A 2,176-nucleotide genomic window follows, 5' to 3' on the forward strand; every position below is an offset into this window, starting at 1 on the left:
CATCGAAAGCACCACCCCGGCCACCACCCACCAACACAGCGGCCAGCACCACGCCATCAGCAGCGGCGGGCACACCAGCGTCGCCACGGGCAAGAGCCTGCTGGCCAGCGCTGCCGAGGCCGTGCGGCTGTTCGCGTACCGGGCCGGCATCAAGCTCATCAGCGCCCGGGAAGACATCGACATCCGTGCGCTCAAGGCCAACCTCCAGATGCTGGCCAAGCTGAAGATCACGATGACCGCAGAGCGCATCGAGATCCAGGGTGCGAAGGAGGTGCTGATCAACGGCGGCGGCAGCTACACCCGCTGGAGTGCCAGCGGCATCGACAGCGGCACCATCGGCAGCCATGTGATGCATGCAGCCAGCCATGACTTCAGCGGGGCCAGGAGTATGGCGCCGGTGAAGTTGCCGATGCCCACCGCCAAGCCGTGGATGGAGTTGCGCTACACCTATCCCGACAAAAAGCCCGTGGCGGGTGCTCCCTACAAGCTGGTGTTTGCCAATGGCGAGGTACGGCAAGGGGAGCTCGACGACCAAGGCTTTGCACGCCTGGAAGATGTGCCTGATGCGCAGGCCTTCGTGGAATACGGCGAAGACCGGCGCGACGCCGTGCCTCGACGTGAGACGGAACCAAACGCAGTTCTGGGCATGCGCGTCACCGACGCAGCCTCCGCGAAAGTGGTGCTCGACCGCTACCTGGCGCAAGAGGATGAATACCTCCTGGACAACTACTTTCCGGATGAGATCGATGCGGTGCTCAACCCGGATGCGTACGACACCCAGCAATTCTGGGGGGACTACAGCTACACGAACGAGATCGACGCCGACCAGCAGCGCGACTACGCCAGCAAGCATGCCGGCACCCCGCCAGGAGACGACACATGAGCGCCGCCACCCGACAGGTGATTCAGCAGGCCGATGAAGGTGTCAGCCGGTGGCTGATGGGCGTGGTCAGCGGGCAGGGCAACTCTGCATCACAGATCATCGTCAGCGGCGTGTTGTCGGTGGTTCCGGGCGTAGGGCAGGCGATGGATGTGCGCGACCTGGTGCTGGGCGTGGTGGCGCTCACGGCCAACCCGACCAATCCGTGGGCCTGGGCCGACATGGCGGTGACGCTGGTGGGCTTGGTGCCCGGCTTCGGTGACGCCTTCAAGGTGGCGTTCAAGTTCATCCGCCATGGCCATCCGCTGGGCCGTGTGCTGGACGCCGTCAGCCCGCAACTGCGCGGCCACGTCGAACGCTGGCTGAGAAGCGCCGACTGGGGCGGGCTGACCCGGCAGATCACGCAGCAATTCCATCGGGTGGTGGATCAGTTCATCGAAGCCCTGGACAGCTGGGCCCTGCGAACCATGCTGGGACACGCCAAGGTGAACCAGTTCCTCACGCAGCTCAAGCTGCTGCGCCACAAGGCCTCCGGGATGTTGAGCCAGGCGGTGCGCGAGATCCAGCAGAAGGCGGCCAAGGTGTTGGAGCAGCCCAAGCCCGCAAGCACCCACGCGACGGGCGTGCCCAGCGGCAAACCGGGCAGCGCGGGCGGCCATCACGAGCAGGGTGCCGGACACGGCAAAGCGGAGCCGCCGAGCAAGCCAAAGAAGGTCGAGCATGACAACGCTGCGGTTGCACGAAAAGAGAGGCGCGAGACACCCGACGCCCAGGCGAGTCGAACCAATTCACACGACAAGCGCGAGGCCGACAAAAAGGGGCAGAAGAAGAACTCCTGGCTTGACGGCACGCTGGCCGAGCACATCAGCGACTACTACGCGTTGGAGCAGCGCCGGTTCAAGAAGATCAACCGCCGTGGGCTCCGGATGGAAGAGCACGACCTGCCCCGCGGCCGAGGCATCGACCACATCTGGCGGACGCCGGCTACCAAGATCGTCGTCGGTGAAACCAAGGGCAGCATCGCTGGCAGCCTGGTCTTTCTGGGACTGCCGGAGGTGATGAAAGCCGCAGGCGGCGAGACCAGCGAGGTGGATATCAACGACGAAAAGGCGCTGACCGGCAAGAACGCCGATGGCACACGCATGACCTACGAGCACGTCGACAAAGAGGGCAAAACCCGGCAAGTGCCGGCGCGGGGATTGAATGAAACCAAGACCTTGGGCACGCAGATGAGCCACAAGTGGATCATGTTGAATATTCCGAAGGAGGAGTATGCGACGCCCAAGGATGAAGCGG

The 2,176-nt window shown here is 64.2% G+C and carries 2 protein-coding genes; both read left to right on the forward strand.

Annotated elements, in window-relative coordinates; genetic code table 11:
* Positions 1–883 (forward strand): DUF2345 domain-containing protein (locus tag ABNT58_RS12480; protein WP_348753799.1); only part of this gene is annotated, 883 nt, incomplete at its 5' end.
* A partial coding sequence (locus ABNT58_RS12485; protein ID WP_348753800.1) for a hypothetical protein occupies positions 880–2,176 on the forward strand: 1,297 nt, incomplete at its 3' end. The genes ABNT58_RS12480 and ABNT58_RS12485, both read left to right, overlap by 4 nt.

Origin of the sequence: uncultured Aquincola sp., from assembly GCF_964001545.1 — a bacterium.
GTDB lineage: Bacteria > Pseudomonadota > Gammaproteobacteria > Burkholderiales > Burkholderiaceae_C > Aquincola.